Source organism: Neobacillus sp. SuZ13, assembly GCF_030123365.1.
Lineage (GTDB): Bacteria > Bacillota > Bacilli > Bacillales > Cytobacillaceae > Neobacillus.
This window is the reverse complement of record NZ_CP126107.1, coordinates 5,566,723-5,586,839: the sequence shown is the minus strand read 5'-3', so window position 1 is coordinate 5,586,839 and position 20,117 is coordinate 5,566,723. Positions and strand designations below refer to the sequence as shown.

General features: G+C 42.8%; 14 protein-coding genes. 13 read left to right on the top strand and 1 reads right to left on the bottom strand.

Annotation, left to right across the window (positions count from 1 at the left end; all coding sequences use genetic code 11):
- Positions 1–48: 48 nt before the first annotated feature.
- The 5 genes from QNH17_RS27450 to lsrF are packed head-to-tail and all read left to right on the top strand — an operon-like array spanning position 49 to position 5,530.
- Positions 49–1,524 (top strand): sugar ABC transporter ATP-binding protein, encoded by a 1,476-nt coding sequence (locus QNH17_RS27450; protein ID WP_283876494.1) that lies wholly within the window; start codon positions 49–51, stop codon positions 1,522–1,524.
- On the top strand, positions 1,499–2,512 hold the full coding sequence (locus tag QNH17_RS27445; protein WP_283876493.1) for an ABC transporter permease: 1,014 nt from the start codon (positions 1,499–1,501) through the stop codon (positions 2,510–2,512). Before QNH17_RS27450 ends, QNH17_RS27445 begins: the two co-directional genes overlap by 26 nt.
- 20 nt (positions 2,513–2,532) lie before the next feature.
- Positions 2,533–3,531: an ABC transporter permease gene (locus QNH17_RS27440; protein ID WP_283876492.1), complete on the top strand. Its 999-nt coding sequence runs from the start codon at positions 2,533–2,535 to the stop codon at positions 3,529–3,531.
- Between the two features lie 14 nt (positions 3,532–3,545).
- A complete protein-coding gene (lsrB, locus tag QNH17_RS27435) occupies positions 3,546–4,613 on the top strand; it encodes an autoinducer 2 ABC transporter substrate-binding protein LsrB (protein WP_481858639.1) in 1,068 nt (355 codons plus the stop codon).
- A 38-nt stretch (positions 4,614–4,651) separates the two neighbouring features.
- Positions 4,652–5,530 carry a 3-hydroxy-5-phosphonooxypentane-2,4-dione thiolase gene (lsrF, locus tag QNH17_RS27430; RefSeq protein WP_283876490.1) on the top strand — a complete coding sequence of 293 codons (879 nt, stop codon included), beginning with the start codon at positions 4,652–4,654 and terminating at the stop codon, positions 5,528–5,530.
- A gap of 169 nt (positions 5,531–5,699) precedes the next feature.
- Here lsrF and QNH17_RS27425 read toward each other — a convergent pair whose 3' ends face one another.
- Positions 5,700–7,028, bottom strand: a complete 1,329-nt coding sequence (locus QNH17_RS27425; RefSeq protein ID WP_283876489.1) for a 6-phospho-beta-glucosidase — start codon at positions 7,026–7,028, stop codon at positions 5,700–5,702.
- A 227-nt stretch (positions 7,029–7,255) separates the two neighbouring features.
- Here QNH17_RS27425 and QNH17_RS27420 point away from each other — a divergent pair, with 227 nt between their 5' ends.
- The 8 genes from QNH17_RS27420 to QNH17_RS27385 all read left to right on the top strand — a co-directional run bounded on the left by QNH17_RS27420 (position 7,256) and on the right by QNH17_RS27385 (position 20,113).
- Positions 7,256–7,975, top strand: a complete 720-nt coding sequence (locus tag QNH17_RS27420; RefSeq protein WP_283876488.1) for a MurR/RpiR family transcriptional regulator — start codon at positions 7,256–7,258, stop codon at positions 7,973–7,975.
- Positions 7,976–8,447: 472 nt separating this feature from the next.
- Complete coding sequence (locus tag QNH17_RS27415) at positions 8,448–8,792, top strand: hypothetical protein (RefSeq protein ID WP_283876487.1); 345 nt, start codon at positions 8,448–8,450, stop codon at positions 8,790–8,792.
- A gap of 60 nt (positions 8,793–8,852) precedes the next feature.
- Entirely contained in the window at positions 8,853–9,731 is an 879-nt protein-coding gene (locus QNH17_RS27410; RefSeq protein ID WP_283876486.1) for an FAD:protein FMN transferase, read from the top strand.
- Position 9,732: 1 nt separating this feature from the next.
- A complete protein-coding gene (locus tag QNH17_RS27405) occupies positions 9,733–10,269 on the top strand; it encodes a ferric reductase-like transmembrane domain-containing protein (protein ID WP_283876485.1) in 537 nt (178 codons plus the stop codon).
- A gap of 174 nt (positions 10,270–10,443) precedes the next feature.
- Positions 10,444–10,983 (top strand): CBO0543 family protein, encoded by a 540-nt coding sequence (locus tag QNH17_RS27400; protein WP_283876484.1) that lies wholly within the window; start codon positions 10,444–10,446, stop codon positions 10,981–10,983.
- A gap of 442 nt (positions 10,984–11,425) precedes the next feature.
- Complete coding sequence (locus tag QNH17_RS27395; protein ID WP_283876483.1) at positions 11,426–14,095, top strand: endo-beta-N-acetylglucosaminidase; 2,670 nt, start codon at positions 11,426–11,428, stop codon at positions 14,093–14,095.
- A 384-nt stretch (positions 14,096–14,479) separates the two neighbouring features.
- A complete protein-coding gene (locus tag QNH17_RS27390; RefSeq protein WP_283876482.1) occupies positions 14,480–17,206 on the top strand; it encodes an endo-beta-N-acetylglucosaminidase in 2,727 nt (908 codons plus the stop codon).
- Between the two features lie 201 nt (positions 17,207–17,407).
- Positions 17,408–20,113, top strand: a complete 2,706-nt coding sequence (locus QNH17_RS27385) for an alpha-mannosidase (RefSeq protein WP_283876481.1) — start codon at positions 17,408–17,410, stop codon at positions 20,111–20,113.
- Positions 20,114–20,117 lie beyond the last annotated feature (4 nt).

Sequence of the window (20,117 nt, the reverse complement as noted above, 5' to 3'; positions counted from 1 at the left end):
AAAATGGTACTAAGGTAGGGGATGATGATGAAGGCGCCGAGGAACTTAGTGAGATTGGAGAATATCCGGAAGGCCTTTAACCGAAACATCGTTTTGGAGGAGATTTCATTAGAACTGAATGAGTCAGAAGTAATCGCTATTATCGGCGGTAACGGAGCAGGGAAGAGCACCTTAATGAAAATTCTCACAGGGATCTACAAGGCAGATGCAGGGGTTATTGAGATTGCCGGTGAAAAGGCGGATCATCTAAATCCTTCTTCGGCACATGAAAGAGGCATTTATTTAGTACCACAGGAACCTTTGCTATTCCCAAATATGACGGTTGAACAAAACCTCACGATTGGATTTAGTAATGATAAAAATGGAGTGAGAGAAGAATCGGCAAAGCTAATTAAAGAGTTAGGCTGGAATCTTGATTTGAACCGATTAGCTGTGACATTGAGTATCGCTGAACAACAACAGCTTGAGATCATAAAGGGACTTTTAAGAAAGTCAAAAGTGTTGATTCTGGATGAACCAACCTCTACATTAACGTTTTCAGAAACAGAGTCATTATTCAAAGTGATTAAACAGTTGAAAAATGACGGGGTTGGAATCTTCTATATAACCCACCGTCTTGATGAAGTCTTTCAGATTTCCACCCATGCTGTCATATTACGGGACGGAAAAATAGCGCTTAAAGGAAAAATAGAGGAGTTCACGAAAGACATGTTGATCCAAGGGCTGCTTCCGGTTGGAAATGAAAATCATTACGATGGCCATTTTGAAAAACGAAGGGCTGCTCACGAGGGAGAAGAACCGATCCTTAAAGTTGAAAACATAGTTGGCGATGGATTTAAGAATATTAGTTTTGAAGTTTATAAGGGAGAGGTAGTGGGTCTTGCCGGGCTTGTCGGTGCCGGAAGAACAGAGATTGCGGAAGCGATTTACGGAATTCATCCGATTGAGAGTGGAAAAGTCTATCTTGATGGAAAGGACATTACAAAGTTATCCGTAAATGAAACGGTTGACAGCGGATTGGCTTATATACCAGAAGATCGATTTTTAAACGGTATTTTTTCGATCACTTCCGTGAGAAATAATATCACATCTCAAATGATTAAACGACACGGTTTTTTTACCAAGAAAAAGTTAGAAGAAGAAGCGGCCGATCAATATATTAAGAGATTAAGAATCAAGGTCAATTCCCAGGAGGATGAAATCAAATCTCTTTCAGGCGGAAATCAACAGAAGGCTGTGATTGCAAGGGCGTTATCCATGAATCCTAAATTAATCATCATGGATGAACCAACAAGGGGAATTGATGCGGCTGCAAGGGGCGACATCTATGCTATCTTGACGGAATTAAAAAGCCAGGGATTTTCCATTCTCCTCATTTCCTCTGATTTAGAAGAAATCGAAAGAATAAGCGACCGCATCTATGCTGTCTATCAGGGGACCTGTAATGTTTGCCTAAACGTAGACCAAATCAATGCGGTCAATGTAATGAAGGCAGCTTTTGGAACATTTAAAGGAAGTGATTAGACACATGCCAAGGGTTAGAAAAATTTTCAAACAACGGGAGTTTAGAACTTTCCTATTTTTAGTCCTTCTATTTATTGTTGTGGGTTTTATCAACTCTGACTATTTGTCTTTACAGAATATCGATCGATCCTTGAAAAGCAGCTTGCTTTATATTGTTCTTGCCGTCGGGATGACCTTTGTTCTATTAACCGGGAATTTGGATATTTCAGTAGGCGGAACGCTAGGATTAAGTGCTGCTGTTTGCGGAACGATTCTTCGCGATGGAGGAAATATCCTTCTAGCTGTGATCGCTGCCATACTTATTGGGGCTATCATTGGACTCATTAATGGATTTGGAGTGACCAAGTTAAAAATTTCTTCGTTTATTATGACTTTAGCGATCCTTTCCATTACGAGAGTTGTTCAAGTTATTTATACGGACGGAAAATGGGTAGAAAATATACCTGCAAACTTTAAAGAGCTTTCGAATATAGACATCTTTGGAATTAATTTATTATCTTTCATCGTTATTGTTGGGGTCATATTCGTTCAGTTATATCTATCTAGGAGCAGTAAAGGAAGATATTACAACGCTATTGGTGATAACGCAGACGGAGCCATTTCATTAGGAATTCCTGTGAATAGATATATTGCCTATTCCTTTGTTATTTCTGGTATCTGTGCTTCTTTAGCTGGATTAATCTTTGTTAGTCAAATTGGCTTTGTCTCCACTAATGCTGGAGCAGGAATAGAGTTGACGGTGATCGCAGCTTGCGTTCTTGGGGGTGTGTCATTGATAGGCGGGATTGGAACGGTTGTTGGAGCAGCCTTGGGAGCGATTATTTTAACGTCCATCAACTCTGCTCTGGTTTATATGAAAGTACCGGCCTTTTGGAATGATACGATTTCGGGTTCTCTATTGATCATCATTGTAGTGATTGATGCCCTGCTTGCGTTTCATGCGAATAAAAAGGCAAAAAAGCTAAGATTAAATGCAAGGGTTCTCTAAAAGGTGGTGTAGAAATTTTCATGTTAAATAAAATCCCGAAATGGAACCTTACCCTATTCGTCTTGATCATTGCTGAAATGATCGTTTTTGGGATGATTAATCCAAGATTTTGGAATGTCACGATCTTGTTAAATAGCTTTAACGATTTTATTCCGATTGCCATTATTGGCTTTTTTGTCACACTGGTCGTTATTACAGGAGGAATCGACATATCTGGCGTTTCGATTATTGGGTTAACCTCCGTCGTCACAGGTCTATTGTCGCAAGTGGCTGGGATCAATATCTGGGGCTCCATCCTTTGTGCCATTTTAATTGGCGGGTTATGCGGTCTTCTCAATGGAGTTCTTATTGCTTATGGAAGAGTTCAAGCGATGGTCATCACCCTTGGCGGCATGCTTTTATATAGCGGGATAGCCATTGTGCTCGTGGGATTGTCTGGTGTAAGTACCTATGAAGGGATCTCGGGCTTCCCTGAAGATTTTAGCAACATTGCAAATGGAGAGGTCATAGGAATCCCTCATGCTGTGCTTCTTTTTATTATCATGTTTCTCATTGCTTATATTCTCCTGCACCGCACTAGGTATGGCAGATATATATACTTGACAGGAATAAACCAAAACACAGCTGATTACTCGGGAATCAATACGAAAAGAATCATAGCTAGTTCATACGTTTTGTCAGGGTTAAGTGCCGGTGTTGCAGGGGTTGTATTGACTTCCTATTTAGGCAGTGCAAGAGCTGATTATGGCGCTGAGTATCTAATGCCCATTCTAACTGTCGTTGTGTTAGGAGGGACATTAATCACAGGAGGTAAAGGGGGTGTTGTAGGGACAGCGTTAGCTAGCATTATATTAGGATTTATGCAGATAGGATTGCAAATGGCGGGGGTTTCCACCCAATATATAGGATTAGCTACTGGGGTTCTTCTTATCTTATCTGTCGCATTCTTGGGCATAAATCCAGAGTTCAGATTGAATATGAAAAGGATCTTAACACAAAAACAACATATTGGGGGTTAGGGACAGTGAGAAAAATAAAGTCTATTAAAATAGTAAGTTTGATGGCGATTCTGACGTTTTTATTAGCTGCCTGCGGTTCCAATGACAATGCTTCTGAAGATGGGGGTAAGAAGAAAGATCCGAAAGATATTCAAGTTGTGTTTATTCCAAAAATGACAGGGAACGCCTTCTTTGAGTCTGGAAACGATGGGGCCCAAGAAATGGCCAAAAAGGTTGGTTTTAAAGTGAAGTACGATGGTGCCCCTGAAGGTACGGTTGCGAATCAAGTACAAATTATTAATAGTGCCGTCAATAGCGGTGCGGATGCGATTGCCATTTCTTCCGTCTCTTCTGATGGTTTGAATCAAGCATTGAAAAAGGCATTAGATGCCGGCGTTAAAGTGGTCACATGGGACTCAGATGTTGATCCAAAATTTCGTTCTGTTTATGTAGACCAGGGTACACCAGATATCCTAGGAAAAATGCTTGTTGACATGGCTGCCCAGCAAATGGATAAACCTGATGAGGCTAAGAAAATTGCCTGGTTCTATTCCAGCCCGACAGTTCCTGACCAAAACTCATGGGTTAAGGCTGCAAACCAATATATTAAAGAAAAATATCCAAAATGGGAATTGGTTACGACTCAATTTGGGGATGCCAATGAACAAAAATCATTACAAGTGGGAGAAAGTATTTTAAGTTCTTATCCTGATATTGATGCGGTTATTTGTCCTGACTCAACCGCTCTTCCGGCTATGGCACAAGCGGCTGAAAATAAGGGATTAAAAGCGGATGATGTCATTATAACAGGATTTGCTTCTCCAAATTCAATGAGACAATTTATTGAAAATGGTACCATTAACAACCATGGTTTATGGGATGTAAAAGATCAAGGTGCCCTTGCCGTATACGTCGCTTATTGGTTAGCACAAGGAAAGGAACTGAAAGTTGGAGACTCTTTGGAGGTTCCTGATATGGGTTCTGTTAAAGTAGAGCCAAACACCATCCAAGGCTATGATTACACAGCAGATGATTCAGGCATTATTGTTTTACCTGAACGGATTGTATTTACGAAAGACAATACGAGCGACTACGATTTTTAATAGTCAAATAGAGTACTTGTTATAAAGGAGTGATAGAAGTGGCTGATAGAGATGGCAACAAAAATGCAAAGGATTATTCTGAGAGTATACCGTTCGCAAACAATGGGAATTACCATGTAAAAGGTGCAAACAATTATGATTGGGGAATGAAGGATCGGTTATCCAGAATCTTCAAACCGGACACTGGTAAAACGGTCATGTTAGCGTTTGATCATGGTTATTTCATGGGACCTACGTCAGGGCTAGAAAGATTAGATCTGCTTATTCCTAGATTAGCCAATTATGCCGATTGTTTAATGGGGACTAGAGGGGCTATTCGAAGCAGTGTCCCGCCGACCTTTAATAAAGCGATAGCCTTACGAGCTTCCTCTGGTTCCAGTGTTCTCCAAGATGACCTGAGTCATGAATCCATGGTGGTAGATATGGAGGATGCGATTAAGATGAATGCAAGTGCAATCGCCATTCAAACATTCATTGGAAGTGATGGTCAAAAGGAAACCATCGAAGAGTTAAACCGAGCTGTTAACCTTGGCTCAAGATACTCCATTCCAACATTGGGCGTTGTAGCGGTTGGTAAAGAAATGGCGCGCACCACTAGCTTCTTCTTGTTAGCGACAAGAATGCTGGCTGAATTTGGTGCACAAATTGTTAAAACGTATTACTGTGAAGATTTTGAAAAAGTTGCCGCAGCTTGCCCAGTCCCATTAGTCGTGGCAGGCGGTAAGAAATTACCAGAAAAAGATGCCCTGACTCTAGCCTACAACTCTATTCAAGGCGGAGCAGCGGGTGTAGATATGGGAAGGAATATTTTTCAATCTGAACACCCCGAAGAAATGATTCAAGCGGTTATAAAGGTCGTTCATGAAGGGTTTACTGATATAGAGGCTTTTGAGTTTTACCAACATCTCATAAACTAAGTTATATTATTTTTACAGTAAAGCTTCTACATATAGTAGATGCTTTACGTTTAAAATCATAAATAGACACAGGTATCATAAAGCGTCCCCAGGCTTTGAATAGCCTGGGGATGGTCTACGTGTATGATTACTTTTGGTCTGGTCCACGGGGAGTGACAGGCACCGTTCTTTACGCCTCTACGGCTGTAAAAAATTGTGGTAAGTATTCTTTATGTGCTTCTAACATATCATCTAAAATTTGTTTTGCAATCGTATCAGAAGGTACAAGTGGATTGATGGTCATTGCCAGTAGAGCCGTATTATAATCTCCGGTTACGGCAGCTTCTGCAGCTACACGCTCAAATGATTTAATTTGCTGGACAAGACCTTGTACTGCGACAGGAAGCTCACCTACTGAAATTGGTTTAGGGCCTTCTTTTGTAATGATACAGTTTATTTCAACTGCAGAATCATCTGCTATATTTGCAATCGCGCCATTATTTCTTGTGTTTACTGGCTGGATGTCACGTCTATCGTTATAGATCGAATTTATTAAGTTGCAAGCGGCATCACTATAATAAGCACCACCACGTTGTTCGAGTTGAGGAGGTTTAATCGCTAGATTTTGATCCTTGTAAAGTTCAAATAGTTCCTTCTCGACTTGCTTTACCACTTCTGCTCGAGTGCCTTCTTCATTAGCTGCGCGCATCTCTTCTTCTAACATTTCACTTGTTTTATAATAATAACGATGATATGGGCAAGGAATCGCGTTTAGCCCACGAAGGAAATCAGGCTCCCAATCGATGGCCTTGATATTTTTCATGCTCATAGAATTTTCGGGGTCCGCCATTTTTTCAATCACGTCACCAAGTACACTTACTCCATCTACATAAACATTTAATCCAAATACCATATGATTAAGTCCAGCGAAGTCGATGTTGACTCTTTCAGGAGCCACTTCTAGCATCTCGGCTGTTCTCATTTTTATGCCAACTGGAACATTACAGAGTCCCACTACCTTTTTAATATTACTATAACGGAGTACAGCTTCCGTTACCATGCCCGCAGGGTTTGTGAAGTTTACTAGCCAAGCATCAGGGCATAGTTCTTCGATATCCTTACAAATTTCCAAAATGACTGGAATGGTACGTAAACCTTTAAATAATCCACCTGGTCCGTTTGTTTCTTGGCCAATGACATTATATTTTAATGGTATTCTCTCATCCTTTGCACGAGCATCGAGTAATCCAACACGGAATTGAGTGGTAACAAAATCTGCGTCTTTAAGTGCTTCACGCCGATCAAGAGTTAAATGTACCTCAATTGGGAGTCCGGCTTTTTCTACCATCCGTTTGGCTAGAGAACCGACAATATTTAATTTTTCTTGTCCTGCTGGAATATCAACCAACCATAACTCGCTGATTGGAAGTTCATCGTATCTTTTAATAAAACCCTCTACAAGTTCAGGAGTATAACTTGAACCTCCGCCTATTGTTACAATTTTAATCCCTTTTTTCATGATTGTGCACCTCCGGATATTTTCAAATACTGTATATCAATGAAGTTTTTCTGCTCAACGAAAGTGTACCTCCAAATAATGCCGGTGGAAATAGAAGGGAAGGTTTTTGTAACAGTTGTCGTTAAAAGTGATTTGTTACTTTGTGAAAACACTATGTTTTTCCAAACATGTGGTATGATAATCCCAATCATAATAGTTCGAATATGGTCAACTGAAGGGGGGATTATTTGTTTTCAAATGAAGTGATCAGCACTTTTAATGATCTGGAAATGTCTTTATATAATTATGTTATTAAAAACAGTGATAAAGTGATTTATATGCGGATAAGGGAATTGGCAAAGGAGACGCACGTTTCGACTTCAACGATCCTACGATTTTGCCGCAAAGTGGATTGTGAAGGATTTTCGGAATTCAAAGTGAAGTTGAAGTTATTTTTAGATAAAGACCAAACCCCCCATTTGAGAAGTTCGCAAGAGTCCTTATCTGAATTTCTGGAACGGACGTTAAAAGGAAATCTCGATTCGTATATCATGGATGCAGCGAAAATTATTGCAGATTCTGATAGTGTTATATTTATTGGTATTGGGAGTTCTGGGATATTAGCAGAATATGGAGCAAGGTATTTCTCAAGCTTGGGTAAATTTTCACTTTACATAAAAGACCCACTCTTTCCAATTAGTGCGAAATATTTACAAAACAGTACGACGATCGCCTTGTCTGTATCTGGAGAAAATCGGTTTACGGTTACGCATATTAATCAACTTAAACAAGAAGGAAGTAAGATTGTCAGCATTACAAACAGTCAACATTGCACGGTTGCAAAACTTTCAGATGTAAATGTACCTTACTATGTAACCGAGGAAAAGTATAATAATTCAAATATAACAACCCAAATTCCAGTTATGTACATTTTGGAATCAATCGCACGTGAAGTAAACAAACATTAAGTGCCTGTCACCACCTCATTTTGTCGAATTTATCGACATTATTCGGGGAGTGACAGGCACTGCTTTTAATCTGCATCTTTGGAGACTTTATCTGCCACTTTTCATTTTTATCTGCCACTTCTAGAATATATCTGCCGCTTTTCATTTTTATCTGCCACTTTTAGAATATATCTGCCGCTTTTCATTTTTATCTGCCACTTTTAGAATATATCTGCCGCTTTCCATTTTTATCTGCCACTTCTAGAATATATCTGCCGCTTTTCCCATTTTATCGGCTACTTCCCGTTTTCCTACTATAATCCCAGGTGGCCAAGGGGACCTTTCTAGTGTTCACTTTAACTTCCTCAAAAAAAGCTAGGAGAAACTGTCCCTCTGGCAAACTTGGCACTTCTTAAGACTAAATTAAGGTTTCCGTTTCATAATGCAGACATGGACTTAGAAAAACATTTAAAAACTGAAAGGAGTCCTTCACATGCAAAAAAAGAAATTTACCTCTTGGGGAGTAAGCTTTGCCAGTCTTGCTCTTGTCGCTGGAATGATGTCATATATGGGAATTACCAATAAAGATACAACAAGCACAACAACTACAGTAGCGACAACACAAAATTCAACTCAGGTCTATCAAAGTGAGAGTAACCAAGATTCATCGATCACCTATGAGGTGCCAAGCCAATCAACTGATACTAGTGCATCAACTGATACTAATGAATCTACAGACACTTTTGGAACTGGGCAGTCAGATGACCAAGCTGTTTCACAAGACCACTCGTTTCCAAGTCAACATAGAGGCTTTGATACGACAACGGGGGGAACCTGATGAAAAAAGTATCAATGAGTACGATGGTGCATTTGAGACTACTATAGGAGGAACTTGAAGATGTATAAGTATAACTTCAATTCAATGAGTACAATGGTACAACTATCAATCAACCAAGAACTATTTGCGAATGATCTCATGCCGATATACAAATTATTTGCCACTGTCGAAGACACCTGCAGCAGGTTTAAGGAAGATAGTGAGTTATCCAAGTTAAATCAGCAGCCAGGGGAAGAGGTCGAGGTATCGGATCAATTATTTAGCATTTTAAAAGAAGCACATAGATTTTACGAAGAAACAGATGGAGTGTTTAATCCTGGTATTTTGTCAGCAATTGAAAACAGCGGTTATACAAAATCGATTGAGCTGATCAAAGGGAGGGAGCTGACAGCTCCGTCCCCTATAGCCCCAGTGTTTACGAAAATGAGACCATATCAATTAGATGAGGATAAACAAACAGTAGTTTTGCATACTCGTATTGATTTAGGTGGAATCGCTAAAGGCTGGGTGGTCGATCGTGCAGCTGATATCTTATCCGATATTGGATATGGATTTGTTAATGCCGGTGGAGATATTCGGATCTTTGGAAGTCTGCCGCGGCACTTAAACATTGGCATTGAAGATCCCTTTGATCCATCCAAAATGCTCTCTTCCATCCAAGTAACTGCCGGGGCTGTAGCGACTTCCACTTCGATGAAAAGAAGATGGACGGTGAATGGAAGTAGTAAGCATCACCTTATTGATGCCACAACAGGAGAACCGTCCGCGAGCACGATTATCTCTTCTACGGTAACGGCGCCTACGGCAGTGGAAGCAGATGTATTAGCGAAAGTAGTTCTTTTATTAGGAGAAGAGCGCGGGAAGGCCTTGCTTTCTGTCAAAAAGAATCCAGCGGTTATCATAAACGAAGTAAAAGAAATTTGGAGAGGTGGCGAATAAAGTGGAGTCTCTTGAATGGTACGCAATCCGAGCTACAGGGATTGTCGCTTATCTATTATTATATTTAGCGGTCTTAACAGGACTATATTCTGCGGTCCAGAAGAAACGGAAAAAGAAAGTGAATAATCTCCTTCATTTTCATGAGGTTTTGTCAGACTGGTCATTGATTATGACAGCCGATCACTTAGGAATTTTGTTGATTGATGCTTACATGAAATTTAGTTGGTCTGATCTCCTGATTCCGTTTAGCGGCAGCTATGAAACGATTTCTATGGGGTTAGGTTCGATTGCGACATATTTCTTAATTTTAACGATTGTCACTTCGAAGTTCCGTAAGAAAATTGGTTACCAAAGATGGCAGAAGCTGCATGCTCTTAACCCTATCCTGTATATTCTAGTTACTGTACACGGGTTAATGAGTGGTACGGATTTCCAAGGGACGGTTTTAGCGGTGGTTAATATCGTACCAGTCGTCCTCATGTTAGGAATGTTTCCTTCTGATAATAAGAAGGTAGTGGAGGGGAATAAAGCAATTTAGAAATGGGTTGGAGGTTTCCCCAATCCATTTTTTTGTGTAGAACGTGCATTTTTAAAAAGGCTATGTTCAGAATCGTATTATCAATAATAGCAATTCTATTTCTAATTGTTTAAACGCCCCCGATATGAATAATACTATTAAATAGTGAAAAACGTTTAGAAGGAGGGAGACACCATGTTACATACAGTTGTATCATACTTAAGATTGGTGCTTCCCTTTATCTATATGATTGGTACCTGGCGGTTTGCAGATTGGAGGAATTGGAAGAATTACTATCCCACCATCCTTTATATTATAAGTGTAAACTTCTTTATCTCTGTACTGATGTACGAATATCCATTATGGACCTTTCGAGGTTCATTCATCATACCCAACCACACCATTGCGGATTTTTCTATAACATTTATCACCTTCCCTTGTCTGACCTTACTTTACTTATCCTTATACCCGTATCATTCACGTTGGTTTAAGCAAGTTTTCTATATTGGCGTCTGGTTTATTGTTGAGGTGATCACGGAATCTCTGTTCAGGTCTGCCAAACTGATTTCCTATTCCCATGGTTGGAATTTTGGCTGGTCATGTGTGGTTTGGATATTTTTGTTTATTGGACTGCGCCTCCACCAGACGAGGCCGCTTTGGGCATGGGGCCTTTGCTTTGTGTGTTCTGTTTTTCTCATCCTATACTTTCATATTCCGGTTACGAAGTTAAGATGAGTTAATTAAGCGTCTAGGATCATGAGGCTCCTCACTTAGCGGTTGGGGAATCGGGGTAAGCACCCAAATTGATAAAATATACTCTTATGACAAACATGCCTGGACCCATGGAATCTGGCCCGATTAGCTCTTAACAGCTAATCGGGCCTTTTAACGCGCAAAAATTACGATTGTCCCCTTAAAAAAACCAGAAGACGGTCCCTATGGACTGGAAAAACCTTAGAGATTATGGAAAAACTAAATCACATTTTGTGCATTCGTTGACGGAGCAATCTGCTCGGAATAAGATGTGAAAAAAAGAGTCAAATGAGAATGACTGACGGAAAAACATCATCGAAGGTAATTTTGACAGCGCTATCATTCTATAGTCCCATTCAGGGAAAAGGGAAGCAAGCTTACATAAGCTTCAATATAAAAAATAGATAGAGAGCGGGGAGAAACAGTGAAAAATGTGAAAAAGGGCTTTTTGTGGCTGGTTTTCTTTTTGGGCATCTTTGTGATGGGGTTATCACCTAACACAAGCTATGCCAAACAGCCAGAATCATCTTATTGGTATCCCGAGCAATTATTGAATTGGACGCCGGAGAACGATCCGGATGCTGTGTTTAACCGCAGCCAAATTCCATTGGGCAAACGGGAAGTGTTATACAAAGTCAATGACAATGCCCAGTCAGATGCAAAGGTAGTAGCTTTGTCTGCACTCAACCCCACAACGAGTGGAGTACCGTCCCAAGGCGGGAAGGAATTTTTGGCGAATACCTTTAGTTATTGGCAATACGTCGACATCATGGTGTATTGGGCAGGTTCTTCCGGTGAAGGGATAATCGTACCGCCAAGTGCGGACGTCATTGACGCTGCCCATAAAAACGGTGTGCCGATTTTGGGAAACGTGTTCTTTCCACCGACCGTCTATGGAGGAAAAGTTGCGTGGCTGAACCAAATGCTGACCCAGCGGGAGGACGGCTCCTTCCCAGCGGCGGACAAGCTGCTTGAAGCGGCACGCTATTACGGATTTGACGGCTGGTTTATTAACCAGGAAACCGAAGGTGGAGATGCCAAAACAGCTCAAAAAATGAAGGATTTCCTTGTCTATCTTCAGCAGCATAAGAGCGAAGGCATGCATATCATGTGGTACGATTCGATGACGAAGGACGGGAGGGTTAGCTGGCAAAATGCGTTGACCAATCAAAACAGCAGCTTCCTGCAGGATGGGGAGACACGTGTTTCTGACAGTATGTTTTTAAACTTCTGGTGGCGCAACCAGCAATCTTCTGTTAACAAGGCTCAGGAAATTGGCAGAAGTCCGTATGATTTGTTTACCGGCATTGATGTGGAAGCAAATGGGACAAGCACCAACGTTCCTTGGGAGGGGATTTTCCCTGAGGGGAAAGCACCATTAACTTCTTTAGGCATTTATCGTCCGGATTGGGCCTTTAAAACGGCAAGCACTATGGAGGAGTTTTATCAAAAGGAAAATGAATTTTGGGTTGGAAAGTCCAAAAATCCTGCTGCAACCAGCAATAACGGGGCATGGAAAGGGATGGCCCACTACTTTACCGCTAAAACCGCGATCGAGGAGCTTCCTTTTGTGACTCACTTTAATACAGGAAGCGGCAAGTTTTTCGCTACAGATGGAAAGGCGGTAAGCAATCAGTCCTGGAATAACCGCAGTCTCCAGGATATCCTCCCGACCTGGCGCTGGCTGAAAGAGGGCGGGCAGGCTGTTGACGTCAATTTCGATTGGGATACAGCCTATTACGGCGGCAGCTCGTTAAAGCTTTCAGGAACAATTGAGGCAGACACCCCAACCCATATCAAGCTTTATAAAAGCAATCTGCCAATTCAAAAGGATACGGAAATCTCGCTGACATACAAAACAGATTTGAAAAAGCCAAACATGAAACTGGGAGTCAGCTTTACTGACAAACCCGACCAATTTGTGTTCTTTGATGTGAAAAAACGAACGGATCAATCGTGGACAACTGATTCATTCAAACTAAAAAAATACAGTGGTAAAAACATCGCAGCCATTTCGCTTTTGGTTGAAAGTGATAAGGATGAGAAAGATTTTACGACCCATATCGGAGAAATCAAGGTTTATAACAAACAGGAAAAGCACCATTCCATCCATGCTCCGAACGATGCAAAGGTAAATAAAATCGAGTTTAATAAAGGAATCTATGCGGACGTTGCACTTGCTTGGATGCTGTCTGATTCCGATGTGAGCCACTATGAAATTTACAGGAAGCTGCCAAACAATGAAAAAGAGTTTGTTGGCGCTACCCCTAATAAGGTGTATTACCTATCCAATCTGAAGCGCAGTGGGAAAGAAAGCAGCACCACGTTGGAAATTTTTGCGGTGAACAAAGAGTTCAAACGAAGCGCGCCAACAACGGTTACCTTCGATTGGCCGTCCTATCCAAAGCCGGAAGCCGATTTCGGTGCCGATCAAACGGTAGCGGCTCCGGAGCAGGAAATTCATTTTCTTAATCGTTCATCAGAAGTAACAGAAGAGGTGGAATGGCATTTTGAAGGTGGAACTCCAGCAATGAGTAATGAGGAAAATCCGGTCGTTACTTATGAAAAAGAGGGCGTCTACTCGGTTACCATGATTGCGAAAAACAGCGAGGGTGAAAGTGTCCTGACAAAAGAAGCGATGATTACCATTTCTGAAGCAGCCAAGGACATTAAAAATGTGGCATTGAATAAGAATGCGATCGCCAGCGGACAATGCGCTCCGACTGAAGCAGCGAAATATGCGTTCGATGGCAAGGACAACAGTAAATGGTGTGCATTGGGGAATGCTCCTCATTGGCTGCAGGTGGATCTGGGCGACCAGTTTGCCCTTTCCAAGTTTGTCATTCGCCATGCACAAGCGGGCGGAGAACCGCAAGCCTTTAACACTCAGGCATTTAGGATTGAAGTAAGCACAGATGGAGTCAATTGGACAGAGGCTGTTAAGGTGACCGATAATACAGCAGCGGTTTCAGAACACAGCATCGCGTTAACAAACGCACGCTATGTCCGTTTGTGGATTGACAAACCAACCCAAGGCGGCGATACGGCTGCGAGGATATTTGAATTTGAAGTCCATGGATTTCTGAATCCATAACCATGACCATGTGGCCATGGGGACGGTTCCGCTGGCTTTTTTCGGTGTACATTTGGCAAAAGCCATGAGAACCGTCCCCCAGGCTTTAATTAGAGGAGGAGCAAGATGAGGAGAAATAGAAGCAAGTTGTTCGGCCGCATTTTATCTGTATCGGCTGCATTCATGTTACTAGGTTCACTGGATGTCCCCGGGGCAAAAGCTGCCGTTAATGGGGACGGGACGGACATCGTCAATGAAAATTATGCGGACAGGCTCAGTCTAAAGCCGCTGGCTCCGGCCTTCAGGGTGGAAACCCTTCTGAACTGGTCGCCTGAAAACGACCCGGATGCCGAAATAGACCGGGCTAGCGTGCCGTTAAACAAAAATCGCTTTAAAGGATCCCAGGTGAATCCACTGGCCAATCCAAAGGCTGGCATCACCTCTGCGGCGATTACGAACTGGAATCATGATGAGGCCAGTTCTGTCGGAGGCAATGATTTTAATGTATATGCTTTCGACAACTGGCAATTACTAGATTCCTATATTTACTGGTCAGGAACCAATGAAGGGATTTTTGCCATCCCTACACCGGATATTGTCGATACCGCCCACCGGAATGGGGTGCCTGTTTATGCTACGCTTGGTTTCCCATGGGGCAAATCCGCTGAGGGAGTCGCTGAAATTGAAAAGTTCACACAGCAGAAACCGGATGGCAGTTTCCCAGTTGCCGACAAGATGATGGAAGTGGCGGAGTACTATGGTTTTGATGGCTATTTTTTCAATCAGGAAACGTCTGGTGTCAGTAAGGCTACAGCTGAACGCATGAATGAAATGATGCGCTATATTAAACGGAATTCCAACCTGAATGTCAGCTGGTATGACGCGCAGGACAATACGGGAGCCATCAACTATCAGGATTCTATCAACAGCAAAAATGACATGTATGTGAAACCGGCAGAAGATGGGGAATATGCAGTTGATGAGTTCTTTTTAAACTATAACTGGACAACCAGTAAGATTAACACCACCGTAGAGACGATGAAAGGTCATAACCGCAGCCCATTTGATGCTTATGCCGGTTTTGAAATTCAACAGAATTCCTATAATACCAAAATTAATACCGATGCACTGCTCGATGAAAAGAATCAGCCGAAAGTTTCCATTGCCCTTTATGCGCCAAACTCGACCATGGGGTTAGCGGCTGATCCGGCTGACTTCCATGAAAAAGAAAAGAATTTATGGACAGGACCACAGGGCGATCCTACCCTTGCCGATGATTCGGCTGCTTGGAAAGGGATGGCGCGTTTTGTTACGGATACATCTGTAATCCAATCCAAGCCATTTACAACAAACTTTAACAGCGGCCACGGAAAACAATACTTTGTGAACGGAAAAATCGCCAGCGGCATTGAGTGGAATAACCGCTCCATCCAGGATATCATGCCGACCTGGCGCTGGTGGATCCGAGGTGAAGGCAGCAAAATCAAGGTTTCCTATGATTTTGATAAAGCCTATAACGGAGGCAATTCGCTGAAATTTAGCGGTGCGCTCGAAGCGGGTTCAGTCAATGACACGATGCTGTACAGCTCCAAACTTCCGGTTACGGACACAACTAAGGTCCGTGTTGTTTATCAAAACCAATCGGGAGCGGATGTGTCATTAGGTGTGGCCTATAGTGAAGACTATGCACAAAGCAACATGAAATACTATCCGCTGCCTAAGTCGGATGATGGCTGGCAGACAGCGGTTGTTGATCTTGGAAAGGATGCTGGGAAAACAGCCTATGCGCTAAGTCTGAAAGTCAACAACACTCAAAAAATAGAAAACTACTCGATTCATTTAGGCGAGCTGTCCGTCTATGATGCTGCAGCGGCCGTGCTGGCGAAACCTGCTGATGTGAAAATTCTAGAAAAAATGCCGAAAACAGCGTTTGAGGCGGAAGCCCGCCTAAGCTGGTCCGAGCAGAAGAATGTCTTGCACTATGAGGTTTACCAGGAGAATGCCGATGGCGTGGAAACACTATTGGGCGTAACACCGAATAACTATTTCTATACACCAAATATTACGAGAACGATTGAAAATGCTTCGGCCGATAACATCACGAAACTGAAAGTGGTGCCGGTCAATCAGGATTATGTACGCGGTCAAGCCGCCACAATTTCTTTTGATTGGGGCATGGGGACGGATGCAACCGAGATCGAGAAAAACCCTACTTCTCCGAATGTGGCGTTAAAGGCCAAAGTAACATCAGTCTCCGCGGAAAATGCGGCAGAACCGGCCTCTAAAGCACTGGACGGAACAGCCCTCGCCAATAGTAAATGGTGCGCAACCAATATGAAAACCGGCTATATGACCATTGATATTGGTGAAGAGAAAACGATCCGCCGCTGGCGTGTAGAGCATGCGGAATATGGCGGGGAAGCCAATAACATGAACACCGTCGATTTTGAGCTGCTTTATAAAAATCAAAATGGCGAATGGGTTAGTGCCAAACGGATTACTGATAATACGAAAGCAGTGACAGATATAGTGCTAGATCAGCCGGTTACGGCAAGGGAATTCAAGCTGCAGATTTATAACAGCGGTACTTCCCCTTGGGGAGCGATCCGTATCTATGATTGGCAAATGTTTGAAAGTGCTGCTTTGCCGAGGACAGAAAACGTGATGATGCATTTTGTAAAGGCGGAAAACAACGCTGGAGCCCAGGATAAGGTAACAATCGAAAGAGTGAAAAAAGGTCAAACCGTTCGATTATATAAGGCTTTGGATGCAAAGGATATTCTGGCAGAAAAGACGGCCGACCATGACGGAACCATCGCCTTTGACCAGTTGGATTTCGGTACTGAAGCTGGAAGAATCTATTATACCGTCCAGCAGGAGGATGAAAGAGAAAGCCTAAGGTATAGTGCGGCTTACTTGAACGAAAAGGTAACCGAAGTCATTCATCTAATCAATGCTCTTCCTGACGTGGATCAATTGACGTTAGCTGACAAGCATCGTGTCAACGACTGCAAAGTGGCCTACAACAAGCTTCATCCAACCGTAAGAAAACAGGTCACAAACTATGACCGACTAGTTCAGTTACTGGATCGGATGGAGGAATTAAAAAAGGACTTTAATAATGGAAATTAAATAAGTGAAGGGGGTAGCCCTCATTGCAGGAAAGCAGTGAGCGGCTGCCCCCATTTTTCATGAACTATTTTTAGATACACTGTAAAATCCATAGGACTTACTTGCAATCTATTGCTCGAAAATCCTGGCTTGTTAAAATGAAATCAAAGAAAATGATAGCGTTTTCGCAAAACTGAAATAAAGGAAAGCGGGTAGGATTCAATGAAAAAAACTGCACATATTATCTCCCATTCCCATTGGGACAGGGAATGGTACTTGCCTTTTGAACAGCACCGTTACTATTTTATAAAGCTGATGAATGAGTTGATCGACCAGTTCAAAAAAGAAGGAAATAGGTTTCAAGCATTTCATCTTGATGGTCAGACCGTTCTTTTGGAGGACTATTTTGCCGTTCATCCGGAAAACCGGGAGATCGTTAAACAATTAATCCAAGAGAAAAAGCTGCATATCGGACCGTGGTATGTGCTGCAGGATGCTTTTTTAACAAGCTCTGAAGCCAATGTCCGAAACCTGCAAATCGGTTTACATGATGCCAAAGCTTATGGGCATGTCTCAAAAATTGGCTATTTTCCTGACACTTTCGGCATTTATGGGCAGGCGCCCCAGCTTTTAAAGCAAGCGGGGATTGATACGGCTGCCTTCGGAAGAGGCGTAAAACCGACCGGCTTTAATAACACGGTGTCCGATTCTCCTGATTATGAATCTCCTTATTCCGAGATGATCTGGAAATCACCGGATGGCTCGAATGTATTGGGCATTCTTTTTGCCAATTGGTACTCGAACGGAAATGAAATCCCGGTGGACGAAGCGGAAGCGAAGAAATTCTGGGATGTAAAACTCCGCGATGCCGAAAAGTATGCGTCCACCAATCAGTTACTGTTTATGAATGGATGCGACCACCAGCCGCTGCAAAAAACGATTCCGAAGGCGATTGAAACGGCAGCTAGTTTATATCCTGATTACACCTTTAAGCATTCCAGTTTTGATGAATATACAGAAGCGTTAAAAGAAGCACTTCCTGAGAAGTTGCAGGTCATTGAAGGCGAACTGCGCAATCAGCGGACCGATGGCTGGTCGACGCTTGTCAATACCGCATCCAGCAGGATTTATTTGAAGCAATGGAACAATCACTGTCAAACCCTTTTGGAAAAAATCGCCGAGCCGCTTGCGAGCATGGCCTTATTAGCAGGCGGGACCTACCCAAGGGAATATCTCCGCTTCATGTGGAAGTCCTTGATGAAAAATCACCCGCATGACAGCATTTGCGGCTGCAGCGTGGATGAGGTGCACCGCGAAATGGAGACCCGCTTTGAAACGGTTTCGCAAATGGGAGAGGTGTTTGTATCGGAGCAGGCGGCAGAGCTTGCTGGTAAAATTGATACCTCGGGCGTACCAGAGGGCGGAATTCCCCTTGTTGTCTTGAATACAACGGGCTGGGATAAAGACGAAGTCGTCACGAAAACAGTTGATCTGGAAAAGTTATATTTTTCGCAAATGCATTTTGAAGAAATTCCAATGTATTTACAGGATAAAGAATTGCCAGCCTACAAGCTGGTCGATCAAGCCGGCAATACCATTGAATGTCACTTGGAAAACCCGGTGATTGAGTTTGGCTATGATTTACCGGATGACAAATTCCGCCAGCCGTTTTTTGCCAAGCGGGCCAAGGTTTCCTTCTTTGCAGAAAATGTACCGGCATTCGGCTACAAGACCTTCTATCTTATTCCGCAGGAACAGCCGTACGGGCAGCGTCCAGAACAAGCGGAGGATGGCGGCATGGAAATGGAAAATGAATATGTTCACCTCCTGTTTCATGAGGATGGCACCTATAATTTAACAAATAAAGCAACCGGCAGGACCTTCCATCGTCTCGGTATTTACGAGGATACAGGGGATGTCGGCAATGAATATATGTTCAAGGAAGCAAAAGGACAGGAGCCGATTACGACAAAGGATGTGCCGGCCGTATTTCGTTTCATTGAAAAATCACCGCTTCGAACCGAGCTTGAGTTTACGCATACCCTAACCATTCCGGTTTCAGCGGACGACCGACTAGCGATTGAACGGAACCGCTTGATTTGGCATAAGGAGAGAGAAGCAGGCAGATCGAAGGAAATGACGACCATTACACTGCGCACGGTTGCCACTCTCGAAAAAGGAAGGAAGGGTCCGGCTTTCAAGCTGACCATTGACAATCAAGCAGCCGACCACCGCCTGCGTGTCCTTTTCCCGACAGGATTGCAGATGGAAACACACCAGGCCGACAGTATATTCGAGATTGTGACACGTCCGAATATACCGGAAAAAGAATGGGAAAATCCAAGCTTCTGCCATCACCAGCAGCGCTTCGCCAGCATTAACGGTGACGAGATGGGCTTAACCGTGGCCACGGATGGACTGCAGGAATATGAAATCCTGCCAGAAGATGGAACGATTGCCCTCACCGTACTTCGTTCGGTTGCCGAACTTGGCGACTGGGGCTACTTCCCGACACCGGAGGCCCAGTGCATCGGGATTCAAACAGCCGAGTGGCAAGTGCTCATGCATGAAAAAGATGTGATTGCATCAAAAGCATTTGTGGATGCTTATCAATATAAAGTACCCCTTCAGGTTATTCAGACAAGCGCCCATGAAGGGACATTGCCAGCTGACTATCAGTTTGTGAACTGGGAGTCCGAGGGCCTTGCGTGGTCATCGATGAAAGTGGCGGAAGAATGTGATGACGTGATGATTCGCTGGTTCAATCCGGCGCCAACTAGTAAAAGTCTTACGGCATCCATCCCCGCCCAGCCGGATTTTACATCTTACAAGAGTACGATACTTGAAGAACAAACCAATGAATCTAGCAATCAGTATGAAGTCACTGGCTATGAAATTATCACACTAGGTTTTCAACATAAACGATAGGAGA